General features: G+C 58.9%; 15 protein-coding genes. 6 read left to right on the top strand and 9 right to left on the bottom strand.

What is annotated here, in order from left to right; all coding sequences use genetic code 11:
• The first annotated feature begins 28 nt into the window (after positions 1-28).
• Together SR894_RS06040 and SR894_RS06035 are read left to right on the top strand one after the other, a co-directional pair.
• The gene (locus SR894_RS06040; protein ID WP_223289035.1) at positions 29-1,258 is read left to right on the top strand and encodes a tyrosine-type recombinase/integrase; all 1,230 of its coding nucleotides are present in this window, start codon (positions 29-31) and stop codon (positions 1,256-1,258) included.
• A 140-nt stretch (positions 1,259-1,398) separates the two neighbouring features.
• Complete coding sequence (locus SR894_RS06035; RefSeq protein WP_223289036.1) at positions 1,399-1,719, top strand: hypothetical protein; 321 nt, start codon at positions 1,399-1,401, stop codon at positions 1,717-1,719.
• On the opposite strand, the gene SR894_RS06030 is transcribed toward SR894_RS06035, so the two are convergent.
• Complete coding sequence (locus SR894_RS06030; protein ID WP_223289037.1) at positions 1,709-2,044, bottom strand: RpnC/YadD family protein; 336 nt, start codon at positions 2,042-2,044, stop codon at positions 1,709-1,711. The genes SR894_RS06035 and SR894_RS06030 overlap by 11 nt on opposite strands.
• Positions 2,025-2,906: an Rpn family recombination-promoting nuclease/putative transposase gene (locus tag SR894_RS06025; protein ID WP_223289038.1), complete on the bottom strand. Its 882-nt coding sequence runs from the start codon at positions 2,904-2,906 to the stop codon at positions 2,025-2,027. Before SR894_RS06025 ends, SR894_RS06030 begins: the two co-directional genes overlap by 20 nt.
• 150 nt (positions 2,907-3,056) lie before the next feature.
• Between SR894_RS06025 and SR894_RS06020 the strand changes: the two genes are divergently transcribed.
• The 3 genes from SR894_RS06020 to SR894_RS06010 are packed head-to-tail and all read left to right on the top strand — an operon-like array spanning position 3,057 to position 5,761.
• A complete protein-coding gene (locus SR894_RS06020) occupies positions 3,057-3,731 on the top strand; it encodes an NUDIX hydrolase (RefSeq protein WP_223289039.1) in 675 nt (224 codons plus the stop codon).
• Positions 3,724-4,770: an ADP-ribosylglycohydrolase family protein gene (locus SR894_RS06015; protein ID WP_223289040.1), complete on the top strand. Its 1,047-nt coding sequence runs from the start codon at positions 3,724-3,726 to the stop codon at positions 4,768-4,770. Before SR894_RS06020 ends, SR894_RS06015 begins: the two co-directional genes overlap by 8 nt.
• Complete coding sequence (locus tag SR894_RS06010; protein WP_223289041.1) at positions 4,763-5,761, top strand: hypothetical protein; 999 nt, start codon at positions 4,763-4,765, stop codon at positions 5,759-5,761. The genes SR894_RS06015 and SR894_RS06010 overlap by 8 nt, the downstream gene beginning before the upstream one ends.
• A gap of 402 nt (positions 5,762-6,163) precedes the next feature.
• Here SR894_RS06010 and SR894_RS06005 read toward each other — a convergent pair whose 3' ends face one another.
• From SR894_RS06005 to SR894_RS05990, 4 genes are all read right to left on the bottom strand, one after another.
• The gene (locus tag SR894_RS06005) at positions 6,164-8,770 is read right to left on the bottom strand and encodes a phage/plasmid primase, P4 family (protein WP_223289042.1); all 2,607 of its coding nucleotides are present in this window, start codon (positions 8,768-8,770) and stop codon (positions 6,164-6,166) included.
• Positions 8,767-9,234, bottom strand: coding sequence for a hypothetical protein (locus SR894_RS06000; protein ID WP_223289043.1), 468 nt, complete (start codon positions 9,232-9,234; stop codon positions 8,767-8,769). The genes SR894_RS06005 and SR894_RS06000 overlap by 4 nt, the downstream gene beginning before the upstream one ends.
• Before the next feature lie 80 nt (positions 9,235-9,314).
• Entirely contained in the window at positions 9,315-9,515 is a 201-nt protein-coding gene (locus SR894_RS05995) for a helix-turn-helix transcriptional regulator (RefSeq protein WP_223289044.1), read from the bottom strand.
• An 825-nt stretch (positions 9,516-10,340) separates the two neighbouring features.
• Positions 10,341-10,841, bottom strand: a complete 501-nt coding sequence (locus tag SR894_RS05990; protein WP_223289045.1) for a hypothetical protein — start codon at positions 10,839-10,841, stop codon at positions 10,341-10,343.
• A 152-nt stretch (positions 10,842-10,993) separates the two neighbouring features.
• On the opposite strand from SR894_RS05990, the gene SR894_RS05985 reads away from it, so the two are divergent.
• Entirely contained in the window at positions 10,994-11,908 is a 915-nt protein-coding gene (locus SR894_RS05985) for a hypothetical protein (RefSeq protein WP_223289046.1), read from the top strand.
• Between the two features lie 51 nt (positions 11,909-11,959).
• Here SR894_RS05985 and SR894_RS05980 read toward each other — a convergent pair whose 3' ends face one another.
• The 3 genes from SR894_RS05980 to SR894_RS05970 all read right to left on the bottom strand — a co-directional run bounded on the left by SR894_RS05980 (position 11,960) and on the right by SR894_RS05970 (position 13,901).
• Entirely contained in the window at positions 11,960-12,796 is an 837-nt protein-coding gene (locus SR894_RS05980) for a DUF2971 domain-containing protein (RefSeq protein WP_223289047.1), read from the bottom strand.
• A 90-nt stretch (positions 12,797-12,886) separates the two neighbouring features.
• On the bottom strand, positions 12,887-13,099 hold the full coding sequence (locus tag SR894_RS05975; RefSeq protein ID WP_223289048.1) for a DUF6447 family protein: 213 nt from the start codon (positions 13,097-13,099) through the stop codon (positions 12,887-12,889).
• 16 nt (positions 13,100-13,115) lie between these two features.
• On the bottom strand, positions 13,116-13,901 hold the full coding sequence (locus SR894_RS05970) for a SapC family protein (protein ID WP_223289049.1): 786 nt from the start codon (positions 13,899-13,901) through the stop codon (positions 13,116-13,118).
• Positions 13,902-13,913: the final 12 nt, after the last annotated feature.

Below are 13,913 nucleotides of genomic sequence, written 5' to 3'. Positions count from 1 at the left end.
GCCGTATGGCTCTAAAAGGAGAAGCATAGTGGCCACACCCCCTTTCACGCAATCGTTTGTCGATAAACAGGCGTGTCCGCCGGGCAAGCGCAAGGTCAACCTGCAGGATACCCAGGTGCCTGGGCTGATGCTGGAGTTACGGGCTTCGGGTGGACGTACGTACTACGTGCGCTACACCGATGACCGGGGCAAGCGCTACCAGCATAAGCTGGGCGATGCGACGCTGATCAAGCTCTCTCAGGCACGCCAAAAAGCCCAAGAGGTGAAGTCGAAGGTAGTCATGGGCGAGAACCCGGCCGAGGACAAGCGGATTGCGCGCCAGGTGCCCACGCTGGAGGTCTTCATTCAGCAGCGCTACCTGCCCTTCGTCAAGATGTATAAGCGCAGCTGGTCGACCGATGAGTGCCTGTTGCGCAACCATGTGTCGCCTTACCTGGGGCACCTGCCACTGGACAGGATCACCAAGGCGGCCATGGTCGAGGTGATCCACCAGCACCGCGCCAGCCATAAACCAGCGAGCACCAACCGGGTGCTGATCCTGGTCCGCTACCTCTACAACCTAGCCATGGAGTGGGACATTCCCGGGGTGACCCAGAACCCTACCAAGGGGATTCCGCAGTTCCAGGAGAACAACCGCCGCGAGCGTTACCTGAACGCCGGGGAGGCCCAGGCGCTGTTCCAGGCCATCGATACCTCGCCCAACCCCTTACTGGGGCCTATCGTGGCCATGCTACTGTTAACCGGGGCACGCCGGGGTGAGGTATTGAAGGCACGTTGGGAGGATATCCACTGGGAGCAGAAACGCTGGCGCATCCCGCTGCCCAAGACCGGCGAGGCGCGGCATGTGCCCCTGTCTGAGCAGGCATTGGGGCTGCTGGCCTCTCGCCGTGAGGTCACCGACAGCGACTGGATTTTCGCCAACCCCAAAAGCGGCAAGCCGTTCATTTCGGTATTTCATTCCTGGGACTCCGCACGCCAGCGTGCTGGCCTGCCAGACCTGCGCCTACATGATCTACGCCACAGTTTTGCTAGCTTTCTGATCAATGCGGGAAGATCGCTGTATGAGGTACAGAAGTTACTCGGCCACACGCAGGTTACCACTACCCAGCGCTATGCCCATCTGTCCAATGCGACCCTGCTGCACGCTAGTAATGAGGTGGGGACGCTCCTTAGCCAGCAGATGACGCCAACAGCCATGACGCTGCACAAGACGCCCATCGGGGTGCCGATCACTGCCACGCAGGCCATGACCGGCTGACCCCTGCGCATCAGCAACACCATCTTATGCGACACACAGGCCGCTCCTCCGAGAGCGGCTTCTTCGCGGCGTCTCCATGCTTCTCGGAAGCTCGATACCTCACCGCTTACGCTCAAAAATGAGCATCCCATCGCTCAAAATTGTGCGCCCTTTCCCCTTCACGTCGTGACCGCACACTGAGGCCTATTCCATCACGTCGTGAGGTTATCACCATGGCCGCCAGCCACCAGCAACGCTATCGCCAGCGCCGCCAGGCGCAGGGATTCAAGGAAGTCACCGTGAGTTTGGACGAGAAAAGTCAGGCACGCCTGCGCCGGCTGGGGCAGGCTCATGGCAAGACGCGACAGGAGGTGGTGACGCTGGCGCTCCTGGCGGCGGAGCGCTTGCTGGAGGGTGAGCTAATCGCCAAGGATGGGGCATGGGCGGATCGAACCGTGATCCGCCGGTGTATTAGTGCTTGAAGATAGCTTCCAGGCTATCGGCGAACAGTACATCGCGCATCCAGCCTTTCAACTGATCATGGTCGGCTTGTGTGAGCCTCTCCTCTACCCACCCAGGCACCTCACCAAACTTGAAGTTGAGTTGGGCCCGCACAACATCACGAGCCTCTGCCAGTCGGCCCTTCTCAATGCCCAACTGCTCACCTTCCCGCTTCGCATCATTCAAGAACGACACCTCATCCCGCAACGCCCGTTCACGCACGAAGGCCAAGCGGCGAGTTTCTTCATCGGCGCTGCGGATGCGGCTCGTCGCTTTTTGTGAAGACTTAGTGTTTGAAAAGTTCATCAAGGCTATCGACAGTCAGTATTTCATCCGTCCAGGTTTCTAGCTGCCCAGTATCAGCCCGCTCCAACTTTTCACCTACCCACGCGGGTAACTCACCAAAGCGTTTTCTCAGCAGACGCTGCAAAACGCGACGCTCTCCTGTCATTTCACCTTCTCGCTTTGCATCGTTCAGCAACGATACCTCATCCCGCAGAGCCCGTTCACGCACAAAAGCCAAGCGGCGAGTTTCCTCGTCGGCACTGAGTTCGCGGATGCGGCTCATCGCACGTTTAACCGGTTCGTGGGCAACATTCGCCATCGTGAGTTCCTCCTGCCAGTGCTTGAAGAAAGTAATCCAGGCGCGTAGTGGGCCCTCTGGCAAGCCCAGGCGATCCGCCTTGTTCAGTTCGATCAGGTTCATCTGCAAAACGTTCCCCAGCGAAATATTCGGCTGGCGTTCATCGCGCATTTCGAACCGCCATACCGCTTGCTCGCGTTCGGCGGCTGTATCCGTAAACAGGTCGAAGTCCAGCAGGTGCAGGCCTACCGAGGCACGCAGCTCCTCGTAATCTTCCCCGGCGCTCAACTGGCTTCCCAGCGTGCGGGTCAGGTAGAACAATCCCCGTTTGTGCCAAGCGCCGTAACGGCGTACCTGCACCTCCACATTATAGCAGTTCCCTTCGCCATCACGGGCTAACACGTCGAGGATGATGTACTTGCCGGTGAGTTCAGTTGGCTCGATGTTGGGATTGATGATTTCAACAGACGTAATATCAGGCAAATCCGGGCGCAGATCATTGATCAGATCCACCAGCAGATCCGGCGCTTCGGCAAACAGCCGCTTGAAAACGTAGTCGTTGGTGGGATCGAGTAATTCGTTCATGGGCCACTCCTCATGCAATACAGGCACTTTACCATAGGGGAACCACCGCGCGATTTACCCATGCCACCTGAAAACGCTAACTCCCTGATTCAATGGCGATGACAGCCGCCTCAGGCTAGTCTGGTCGCTTTACGTTACCGAGACCACGCCATGCCCGAGTTCCACCCCTGCTCTGACGATGCCGGCCAGCCGGTTATCTTGTTGGCGCCCTCAACCCCGACGCCTCTGGCCTGCTGGGAGGATCCTAAGGCGATCGCTCGGGTGGTGCCAGATGGGCCATTGCCAGCGCAGTTGTACGGGCTGGCGCTGGTGCCGTGTTATTCAGGCGAGGTAGCACCCAATGGTGAGCCCTGCGAGGCCGCTAACGCCACGCAAGCGCAAGCGCCTCACCATGGCGGCGGTTTCCTATCACACGCCCTGAAAACTCCGCCATTGACCCTATCGCCAGGTAAGCGGGCGGCCGCTGGCGCCGTGGTCGTGGAACCCGACAGCCGGGTATGGGTGATCCACCCCAGCAATGCCTTTGGTGGCTACCGGGCCACCTTTCCCAAGGGCAAGCAGGAGTCGGGACAAAGCCTGGAACAAACCGCCATCAAAGAGACGTTCGAGGAAGCCGGGCTACTCATCGCGCTAACCCGTTGGCTAATTGACGTGCCGCGTTCAAGCACGGTGTGCCGTTACTTCCTGGCAAGACGTCTTGGTGGCAGTCCTGCTGATATGGGCTGGGAAAGCCAAGCGGTGAGCTTAGTGCCCATCGCACGCCTCGGCGAGGTGTTGCACCATCCCAACGACCAACCACTGCTGGAGGCCTTACGCCATGTCTGAGCACCCTTTGCTTTCTTCTACCTTAGTGAGCCGTTACCGAGGCTGCCTGCTCGCCGGGGCCTGCGGCGATGCCCTGGGCGCCCCGGTGGAGTTTTGGCGCCGGAGCCAGATCATCGCGCGCTTTGGTGAACCCGGTATTACCGACTACTTCAAGGCTTATGGCCGCGTGGGCGCGATCACCGACGATACCCAGATGACCCTGTTCACCGCCGAGGGGCTATTGGCAGTCGAGGCCTTGCAGGCGGTGAGGAATATCGATGTGCATCGCCAAGTGGGCGCAGCGGCCTTGCAGCGCTGGCTGATCACCCAAGGCGGACGTAGCGCGCTGACGGAGGCGGCACCATCGGTGGAGAGCGCGCTGCTGGCCGAACCCACTCTGCACGCCAGGCGCGCCCCTGGGAATACCTGCCTGTCGGCGTTGCGTGAGATGAAGGTACTGGGTGAGCGGGCGGTGAATGACAGCAAGGGCTGCGGGGGCGTGATGCGGATGGCGCCGGTGGGATTGTTTGGGGCCTGCCAAGGCCTTGAGCCCCGCGAGACGTTTTCCCTGGGTAAGGCGTTGGCCTGGCTGACTCATGGCCACCCCAGCGGCTATCTGACCGGGGGTGTAATGGCGGTGCTGGTCCAGCGCCTAGTCGAAGGCGGCAGCCTGGAGGAAGTCCTGACGCTGAGCCTGGCGCTGCTCGCCGACGAAGATGGCCACCCGGAGACGCGAGACGCCTTGCAGCACGCGTGGCATTTGGCGGGTACCGCTACCCCGTATGCGGAGGCCATCACGGCGCTGGGCGAAGGCTGGGTGGCCGAAGAAGCCCTGGCCATTGCGGTCTACTGCGCGTTAGTGGCCAACGACTTACGCCACGGCGTGGTGCTGGCGGTGAACCACGACGGCGACAGCGACTCCACCGGGGCCATTGCCGGCAACCTGCTGGGGGCGATGCATGGGGAGGTAGCAATTCCCCCTCAATGGCTGGATCAGTTGGAGCTGCGCGAGGTGATCGCCGGGATGGGTGAGGCATTGTGCAGAACCGCGCATGCATAACCCATCACTCCCCGAACACCTGCCACCCGAGCAGCGCGAGCGAGTGGTCGTCCTGGCTATCTACCATGACGGCCAGGTGTTCTCGCCCAGTGAGGTCTACCGGCGCTTTGACCCCGAGCCCGACCCTGAGCTGGGACGCCTGCCGACGTTACTGGAAGGCCTGTGGGCCGCGCTGGGGCCGGGGCATAGCGAGGGCAGCCGTCGAGTACTGGCGCGCGCCAGTGGAGCCCAGCGGCCGTTGCTGGCAGCGTGGCGGGGCAAGGGGCAGATGGATGACGACACAGCAATGATCGGTGAGCCGGCAGGGTTCGTCATGGAGATGCTGGCGCTGTGTGATGCCTGCCCGGTACCCGAGGCCTGCGCGCTCCGAGAAAGCTGCCGTGTTGATCAGGGTACGATGGCCGTGGATTCGCCAGCGGTTGCCCAGAACACCACCCGACAGTCGCCTACCGACATCGGTCGTGGCACCCCACCCTGGCACAGCCTTGCCGTCGTGGATGCCCAAGCCCAGGCCCAGACCTGGCTCAACGCCCCGGGCGTGGTGGAGCATGTGCTGGACGAACTGCAGGCGATGACCTGGGCTGCATGGGTCGCCTGGTGGTGCGGCGAGATCAGCGAGGCCGAGGCCCATTATCGCCAGAGCGTCGAGGTGCGTTGGGCGACGACCATCTTTGCCGGCAAGCACCCGGGCTACGCCATCCTGCCCGCTTGGCATTTGGAACAGATGCCCGCTTACCTGCGCCAGGTCTACTACCACCAGGATCAATGTTGCGAGTGGGAAGATATGCCGCCATTGGATGAGGTGGTCGAGGGGGTGATGTGGGCCTGCAGCGATACGGCCAACCTGCGCCTTCAAAGCCTCTATTTCCCTGAGGGGGCTATGTCCGACGCGTGGCTCAATCACTTGATGGCGGAAATGGCCGAGGACGTGGTGATGCACGCGGCCTACCTGCGCGGCTTGGTAGAGGATGAAGGGCTGGACGACAAGTAAGGCCGGTGGGTGTGTTTGAGAACTCGCGATGAAGATTCGCCAGAGGGCGCCGGTAGCGGGCGCCTTTTTTAGTCGTCTGCGGTGATGGGTCGGTCGCTATGTCGCCCCTGTCACTAGATGCCATTAGCATTTTCTTATTGTGCTGTGAACTCTACAGGTACGTGGAGGGCCGCATTCCCTTACTCTTCTTCTTTTTTAATATTCTGATTTCATAGGACATATGGGGGTGGCATCTAGTGCCACAATACCAACTAACTGTAAATTATGACTTTTTTATATCCCATGGGGTTGGCGAGTCTAATGCCGACCTGTTGCCAACCCAATGACAATGGGTGCTTCCTTGATTTTCCCCCAACAATAAAAGCTGGCCCCAAAGGGGCCAGCCATTATCGAAACACCGTATCAGTTCAACGTAATGCCCTCGTAATAATTTTGACGCTTCCGACTGTGGCTATTGGGCACGTCATATGACTTTTTTATGACCGTTGACACGGCAGCCCGAAGATCTCGCCCAAATACGGCATCCGAACTAATATGGTCTCTTCCCTTCTCATGGTTCCAATGACGCCAGGCCTCGTAAAGCGATAAGGTGGGAATGCGAAAACTTGGCCCAGTACGGCAACGTTCACTGACAAACGCTTTGACCGGACTAGACAGTTCATCTAGTTCATTCAGCGTCTCCCGAGCGGATGCTGGCGATTCGATACGCCCGCATGCCTCCAACTGACGAAGCCCCTCAATTGCCCAGTTGAGTATCCCAGGCATCTCCTCTGATAAGTCCTCTTGCAGCCGATGATTTTCTTTTCCCAGGAAAGAGTGCTTCATGACCAAAGCGACAAAACGACTAGCGATAGCACCGGAAGCATCACTGACCATGGGAACGACATTAGTACAGATGACGAAGCGTACCTTGAGCCGTCCTTCCCAGTAGCTTTTATTTTTACGGTTGATCGAGACCGCATCTTCCCCCGAGATGGAAAGCAGGTTCTCTGTCATTTCGGCCTGGTCGATACGGCCTGTCAGTCGAGCATCACCAACCAGCGCCGCCTGTTTACCGATCATTGACGCTAGGCCAAAGTCCTTGGCTAGATCCCGTAGACGCGGCGAGCAAACATTACGACGTCCCAGCATGTTCGTCAGCACTTTAAGAATGGTGCCCTTGCCACTGCGAGGGGGCCCCACCAGCAAAAAGACTTTCTGGAGATATGTCGACTGGGTTAACAGGTAGCCAAACATCATCTGCAACACGGCGATCGCTTCCGGGTCATTCGGCCAAAGCGTGTCCAGAAACGTATACCAGTGCTTGGGCGTTGACGCATCTCGGTGGTAGGCAAAGGCCAGGCAGGAGTGCGAGTAGTAGGCAGGCGTATGAGCAAGGAGACGATTTTCCTGCCAATCGTAGAGACCGTTGGTACAACTGATCAGGTGGTTCGCTGGCTGACGTATATCAACATCTCGTAACCAGGAAGGTGCTTCCACTTCATCCTCGATCAAACAGGTAGCTTTGAGCGCATCCATTACGTTATTGACCAGCCGACTGTTTGGCTTGATTGGCCGCAGCTCGCCGGTTCCCTTAGTGGTCTTGCTGGGCTGACGCGCCTGATTCAGATGGCAATACACCACAGCGCGAATCTCCTTATCGTGCCGCTTTGCATAGTGGGTTCCGGTCCATTCGTAAAAGTAATCGTGGTGGTGATACAGCGTCATTACATCTTCATGCGTCCAGAGGCGCGCTACCATCCCTTGTGCAATAGCCAGTGGCGCCGTGATGTCATACACCAGCACCTCATTACCCTCTTCTACGTTCATCAGTTCACCTTCCAGCGGCGCAACCTGCCCCGTTGTGGCCATTTTCTCCTCCGAGCCAGGACAAGGGAGCGCTGGCACCGCTGCGCCTGGCGTGGGGCCTTGTGGGCCATTGGGAGTCTGCAGTGCATTCAAGCAGTCCAATACCACTGACTTGACCGCCTCGTTGCCTTGCAGCCGGCGCAGATCATCGAAGTCGGTCGGGCCTTTGAGCTTGCCGTCGTCGTTCGCCATGTCGAGATCAGCCGGGAACGGCGGATACACCAAGTGCCCCGCTACTTCATCGGCAGCCAGCTTGGCGTGGTACAAGCCAGGGTTGGCCACCGGCTGGGTCGTCCACTGGTCGTTGTCCGCGCAGATAATCAGGATGGCTTCTTTCTGGGCAGCCGCGATACGCTTAGCGACGTGAATCAGGTTGCCGGCGTCGAACGCTACCACGACGCAGTGGCCAGTGGTTTCATGCAGGGCTGCCCCGGTGGCAAAGCCTTCGCAGAGAAGAAACACCTGGCGCCCTTCACGCATCTGGGGCTGGCCGATGGTGTCGTAGGTGCCTTGGGCTTCACCGTTCGCCAGGTAAGTGCGGTCACGGCCCAGCACGTTGGCGGCGCTGGGAAAGATCGCCTGCAGAGAAACGATCTCACGCTGGTGACTGCGACGCGGGATCAGCAACGCGTTGTCGGATACCAGCACGTTAGCCCAGGAGCCGTCGACTTGCTGCTGTCGGACAGAGAAAGGGCTGGTGCGCGTGCCATGGGCCTGGATACCTTTTTTAAGCAGGTAGGGGTGGCTTTCCACGCCGACCGGGGTCGCTGCCTCCCAGATGGCTTTCGCCTGAACGGCGGCCGCTTCATGCTTGGCCTTGTCGTCCGCTTCACGCTTGGCCTTTTGCTGGGCCATTTTGGCCTCTAGTGCGGCCTTTTCCTGCGACGTCATTGGCTTGGCCCGCTTGGCCGAGAACGGCAGTTTAGCGCCGGGGCCATAGCGCTTGTTGCAACCGAAATTGCCAGCCGGCGTGGCGTCGTCGTGGAAGGTATACCAACCGTTGCGAACACTGGGGGCGTCGCCTTCAACATGGAAGCGATGGAGCTTGCCGTCACCGATAATGGGTGCGTTATCGTCATATACGACGCCAGCCTGCGCCATCGTATCGAGCAGTTGATCAACAGCGGATGGCGCCCCTGGCGGTGTGAAAGCAGCGCTCATGCCGCCACCTCCCGACGCCCCAGGTGGACAGCCAGAATCGCGTCGAGCTGCTCTAGCGTATAGAGCGGCATGGTGGCGTCCATGCCCAGCCCGTACCCACCGATGAACTCGACATAAACCTCGCCACGTGGCGAAAGGTGCAGCAGCGGCCCCATATAACGACGCCCCAACGTGTACTGCCGCCAGCCAGCTTCGATGGGTTCGGGGTCAAGGCCCAGTGCGCTATAGAGCGATAGAGAAATCGGTTCAGCGCTAACACGCGCTTCGCCGACGATCCAGGTGAGGTCATCGACCACCTGGGCACCGCGCAACACCAGGTGATCGTGGATAGCATCAAGGCTGCCCAAACTGGCGAAAATGGTGGGCAACAGCATGGGCCTGTCGCGCAGGCCGGTACGAGGGGGCCAATTACCGCGTGCATTTCCACGGCGGGATGGTACACTTTTGCTTCGAAGATCACTCATTTTTGAGTTCCATTCAAGGCCGCCAATACGGCCATTGGATAATGCGCCCCATCCTCTCCACAAGGTTGGGGCGCTTTCATTTACGCTTGGCGACTTTCGAGCCAGGCATCCAGATCTGCTTTGCGATAGCCCACACTGCGGTGGGTGATGCGAATCGGGCGCGGGAAGCCCGGCGCGTCCTTCATGTTGCGTACGGTGTTGACGCAGACGCCCAGGTAGGCGGCGGTATCCTTGTAGCGCAGAACAGCGGGCGCGATGTGGGTGTGTTGAGTGGTGCTCATGGTGGCCTCCTTCAGGGTTGTGCCAGCCTTTAGGGTGCCGTCACGACATGCATGAAGGTGAGCGTCCTTGGCGCCCGACAGGGCATCTCGGCCACCGCAAATCGCCTCACTGAGCTGGCGCTTTACCATCCTTCCTACGTTTGGCTGCCCACACCACTGGCTGCCTTTCCCGGCTCTGACTCGACAAATTTTGGACACAACTTCCCCCTTTGGGGCTGGCGTTCGTCAGCCCGTTTCTGTGCGTTAACGTATGGAATTGTGATGTGGCGATCAGTAGTACACCGGTCGCTTACATGGCAGCGATACTCTTTGGTTCCCTTTGGTAGTTACTTAGCCATGGCATACAAAATAAGCATTCAAAACCTCTTTGTCCACTACAGAATTATCTATTTTCTATTTAAAAACAATGGTTTACGCTCATTTATGAGCAACACCCTACTCATAAATGAGCGGATAGAAAATTAAGTAATGGCGTTACAACGACTTAGCGAACCACCAGGTAAGCGGCAAAACAGCGCGAAGACTGCAAAAATCACCACCAGCCCTGAGGGGACGCACCCTAAAAGCCCTTTGTCCAGAGTGGCGCGTGACCCACCTTGCTTGGGCGACAACGAGGCAATGGGTCGTCCCTCCAGAAGCGAGCATCACCCAACCGTGTGCACCGGCCTCGTCCACACAAAAAACCTCCCCAGCGTTGCCAGGGAGGGTGCGTGGAGGTTAGAGGGAGTCAATCGGTCTCAGTCCTGGCGCTTGTGGGGCGTTGCAGTACGGGCCGCTCATGGATCGCCGACGTCCGGGGACAGAGACAGCGACATCGATTTCCTTTTAAACTCGCTCAAGAAGATCAATCAGCTGCTCCATGCTTTTTACCGGTATCAGTGTGGACGCATAAGCATCATCGCAACACGGCGCAGGCTCATAGATTGCCCCTCCTTCGGGCGTCAAATGCAGAACGGGAGCACTGGCATCATCCGCGTTGGCCGGGCCATCGCCACTGGGCAGACGCAGGCGTCGCCAGCCCTTAAGCACATCGGGCTCATCGCTCTGCCAGGCACAGCGTAACTCCCCCACGCGCCAGGGAATATCTGACGTGATATCAATGATCTCGTAGCGGTGCAGCAAGGCCCGTACGAGGCTGGCGATAACACCCACTCGCCGTGACCGACCCGAGGAAACCAGGGTGTCGAGGTAGTCGCTGATGACCAGGGGTGTTACACGCAAACTATCGGCCGGCGGTATCGCACTCAGATGATCGGGCAACGGAGTGAACTCAGCGCGTGCCAGTGCGGCTTGGGCTTGGTCAACAAAGGATAGAGGGTCAGTCATTAGGGTGGCTCCTTAAGACGCCATGAATGTCCAGTTAGACTTCCGTAACGACACTTTAAATACCAACTAAAACATGAGCCAGCCTGACTTTTCTGCGGTAAAATAATAGCCACATCAACGGGTTATTGTTTCCCTCCTATGAGGCGACTGCTATGCCTGCGACCTGCCAGACCACAACCGAGCCGATGACCTACTTCGAGGCTTACCCTGAGCATTTACCGGGGGTTTTGCACTTCACCTGCCCTCGCTTGCACGCCACCTTGACCCCGGAAAGCTGTGCGGCACGTCATGGCCTGGCTTTAGGCGATACCCATGGCCAGTTCAGCGCGTGTCGGAACTGCTCGGTCGGACGCGTTCATGCGACGGGACAACAAGCGACGCACGATCGGCTCTCCGAGCTAGGCAGCACTGGCACCATGGCCAAGCTGTGCATGCGCTGTGGCCATCAGCGTGACCGGCGGGTGGGGCCAATATGCATCAGCTGCTACAACCGCGAGCTGGAGGCAAAGAAGGGCTGCAATGCCAAAGGCAAGCCGCCGGTGGCCTATGCCCCGTTACGCCTGCGCCGGGTGGGGCTTGAGCTGCCTAATGGTGAGATCCGCTGGGTGCTATTTGAGGCGCAGACGTGGCTGGAACCGTTGCTGCGGGGGCTGAAGGCTTATCCCGGCGCCAAACTATACGACGGGCAGCCCAGTAATGATTCGCCATGGAATGCCGAGGCGCAGTGCTTTGAGTACCGTGATGAACACGGACAACCCCTGGCGATGGAGGTCGAGCTACAAGGTAATCACCAGGTGGTGCGCTACCGTAAGGCCCTACCTGGCGAACTCCCTGCCCCGGTGGTGGCCAGCGTTAGTCTGTTCGATCCGGGTTTTGTCGCCGAGTGGCTGCGAATCAGCGATGAAGGCCAAAGCCTCGGCAAGGAATGGCGGGCACTGGATTATGGTTGCAGTGCGTGTCGCCAAGGGGTGATGCAGGCGCGTCGCCGAGCGGGACAGCTTGAGGTGCGGTGCACGGGGTGTGGAGAAGCGACCAAGCAGCCCATGCTAAGAGAGGCAGCAGGTTGAAATCAGCTCTTGGGCGACCGAGCTAGATCCGCAGGCGAGATGGCATGTCCTTTACCGTCGGTAGGTATCAGCTTGAGCTCCATGAGCTTGCAACTCACCATGGTCGAAAGTCCATTGCATCAAGCTGACATGAGGATAATGTTTCACCAGTAGCGGCGCTACTTGATTGAGTGCCTTGAAACCTATGAAGTGAACGCGGGTCAGTACCTGGCCCAGAATCGGCAAGGGCGTTCGCCCCTTCGGCCCGAGCATACGAATCTCATCTTCGTGGGCCCAGTCGGGATGCTTGGTCGACGTGGCCCGCTGGGCCATGCGCAGCCCCATCCGGCGGCGAAATGGAACCTCGAGGCTGATCCGCTGGAGATCCTTTAGAGTGGCCTGGGGATGCTGCTCGGCGAGTTCCAAAAAAGTCGTCCTCCAATCCTCCGCGCGGTTGAGTACTCTGGCCTGGTCGCTGTAGGTCACGGGACCGAGGAGCAGTTGGTTCGCCTCCATGATCTTCGGGGTGAACGCCAGTTCCAGGCAGATACCCTCGCCACCCTCGCCATAATAGGCCCACATCGCCTGATGATTGGGGCGCCTGGCTAGCGAGCAGATGCCGATCCCTTTGCAGAAGGCTTGAAAGCGGCCATTCTCCCGCTGGTTCACCTCGGCAAATTCCGGCAGGGCCTCACGATCAAAAGCCAGGGACGTTTCGCCTCGCTGCCGTGCCAGCTCGGCAAGCGTGGCATCGGTAATGGCCAGGTAGGCCTCCGTACTGGCAGTATGGAAGCGTGCCTCCAATGTATCGTTCAGCTGGTCAGGGCTCGCCAGATATAGCGTGCCATCCTTGAGACACTGCACCGCTCGTTCGGCGCCGACATACTTGAAGGCAGTGAAACCTTGCACAGCGCAACTCCGGTTAGATAATCGGCACGAACGGCACACAGCCACCGAGAACCAGCCCGGTGGTTGCCATAAGAATGAATCGCAGCATGATCAATGCGTTTCTTTCTTCGGCAGCTCTTCACTCAGCGCACGGGCATAGGCGGTACGCGCTGTCTGAAAAATGGCCAGCTGCTGCTTGAGCTTTTCGATCTCAGCATCGGTCACGCGCAGGTTGGTGACTTGAGCCTTGGCGTTATCGGAAAGATCGGCCACGTTGTACTCAGTGCCGTCAATCGTCACAGTCTGCTGTTGTTCATCTGCCATTCGTTAGGCTCCGGTTTTAGTCAAAATCAAAGGTTAGATCGTCGTCACTATCAAACACGCTATCCAGGTCTTCCGGTACTTCTTGAGTAGCACCGTGCTCAGCGTGGCTATTTTCATGAAAACGGGCGCGCTCTGCCAGCTGGTTAAGCTGGCTCATGGAGAACATCTGGGCATAGGCAAGCGCCATGGGCGCGCCCTTCAAGGTAGCGAACACATCGGCTTCCAGGTTGATAAGCGCCGCTTCATTGATACGGTAGAGACCGTTCACCGTTAACGGCTCCTGCCCTTCGCCCCGCTCAATGGTCAATGGCCACTGCTCAATCACCCCGGCACGCTGTAACGCATCGCAGGCCTGCTGGGTAGCCGCTCGGTTGCGATCGCACTGGGTTAAAAAATCCAGGGTTTGGGCGGCGGTGCCCGCCAGCTTGCCTTCGTCATCAAACAGGGCGTCACCCTGGCTCTCACTGAGGTGATCCGCGTCGATGGCGAAGACTTTTTCCCCCGGCTGTTCGCTGTTAGCCAGGGCAAAGGGGTAACCGCGCAGGCTGGCGGGCACATAGGTGCCTAACCACTTGCCATTGGGGGCCACGTACAGGTTCCGCTCGCCCACCCCCAGCAGCACCATGGGCTGGAAGTGCTCGCCCTCTTTGAGTAACACCACCACATAGTGGGGCAGCAGTTTGGGCAGTTCCGCCAGCAGAATGCCTGCGACGTTTAGCTGATCGGCAAAGTGGTAACCATCACGGGGCAAGTAACCCAGGCCCGCGTGCTGGCTGGGGGAAAGCGCGATCCATTGGGGCATAACAACTCTCGA

Source organism: Vreelandella neptunia, from assembly GCF_034479615.1.
In the GTDB taxonomy this organism is placed as follows: Bacteria; Pseudomonadota; Gammaproteobacteria; order Pseudomonadales; family Halomonadaceae; genus Vreelandella; species Vreelandella neptunia.
The sequence above is the reverse complement of the archived record's forward strand: the minus strand, read 5'-3'. Positions and strand labels throughout refer to the sequence as shown.

Excerpts from the sequence above, each read along its gene's own strand:
- SR894_RS06030 (WP_223289037.1), bottom strand. The coding sequence starts at position 2,044 with ATGAACTTTTCAAACACTAAGTCTTCACAAAAAGCGACGAGCCGCATC.
- SR894_RS06025 (WP_223289038.1), bottom strand. The coding sequence starts at position 2,906 with ATGAACGAATTACTCGATCCCACCAACGACTACGTTTTCAAGCGGCTG.
- SR894_RS06020 (WP_223289039.1), top strand. The coding sequence starts at position 3,057 with ATGCCCGAGTTCCACCCCTGCTCTGACGATGCCGGCCAGCCGGTTATC.
- SR894_RS06015 (WP_223289040.1), top strand. The coding sequence starts at position 3,724 with ATGTCTGAGCACCCTTTGCTTTCTTCTACCTTAGTGAGCCGTTACCGA.
- SR894_RS06010 (WP_223289041.1), top strand. The coding sequence starts at position 4,763 with ATGCATAACCCATCACTCCCCGAACACCTGCCACCCGAGCAGCGCGAG.
- SR894_RS06005 (WP_223289042.1), bottom strand. The coding sequence starts at position 8,770 with ATGAGCGCTGCTTTCACACCGCCAGGGGCGCCATCCGCTGTTGATCAA.
- SR894_RS06000 (WP_223289043.1), bottom strand. The coding sequence starts at position 9,234 with ATGAGTGATCTTCGAAGCAAAAGTGTACCATCCCGCCGTGGAAATGCA.
- SR894_RS05995 (WP_223289044.1), bottom strand. The coding sequence starts at position 9,515 with ATGAGCACCACTCAACACACCCACATCGCGCCCGCTGTTCTGCGCTAC.
- SR894_RS05990 (WP_223289045.1), bottom strand. The coding sequence starts at position 10,841 with ATGACTGACCCTCTATCCTTTGTTGACCAAGCCCAAGCCGCACTGGCA.
- SR894_RS05985 (WP_223289046.1), top strand. The coding sequence starts at position 10,994 with ATGCCTGCGACCTGCCAGACCACAACCGAGCCGATGACCTACTTCGAG.
- SR894_RS05975 (WP_223289048.1), bottom strand. The coding sequence starts at position 13,099 with ATGGCAGATGAACAACAGCAGACTGTGACGATTGACGGCACTGAGTAC.
- SR894_RS05970 (WP_223289049.1), bottom strand. The coding sequence starts at position 13,901 with ATGCCCCAATGGATCGCGCTTTCCCCCAGCCAGCACGCGGGCCTGGGT.